The sequence below is a fragment of the Zobellella maritima genome, from assembly GCF_003075035.1.
In the GTDB taxonomy this organism is placed as follows: domain Bacteria; phylum Pseudomonadota; class Gammaproteobacteria; order Enterobacterales; family Aeromonadaceae; genus Oceanimonas; species Oceanimonas maritima.
The window spans coordinates 1-319 of record NZ_QCZE01000024.1 but is presented as its reverse complement, the minus strand read 5'-3'; the positions used below and the strand labels follow the sequence as shown (position 1 = coordinate 319).

The window sequence follows — 319 nt, the reverse complement described above, 5'->3', positions numbered from 1 at the left end:
CCTGTTACCGCCGTGAAAGGGCGGTGTCCTAGGCCTCTAGACGAAGGGGACAAAATTCACGGTTCGCGAAGCAAGCTTCGCGGTGAATTTTGTAAAGGCGCAGCCGAGCCAGCGAGGCAAGCGGCAAGAACAACCGTAGTCGAACCAGGCTTGTCGTCGTGGCAGGCGCAAAGCCTTTCCAAAACGCACATTAGCGCTCTACTCATATCAAGCAAACTGTGTGAACACTCAACAGGCGTTGAGATTAAGGTAAGGAGGTGATCCAACCGCAGGTTCCCCTACGGTTACCTTGTTACGACTTCACCCCAGTCATGAATCA

Annotated in this window: 1 rRNA gene; it reads right to left on the bottom strand. The window is 53.3% G+C overall.

The features are described from left to right. Positions 1-250: 250 nt before the first annotated feature. Positions 251-319, bottom strand: a 16S ribosomal RNA gene (locus DCS96_RS18430); the annotation flags it as partial.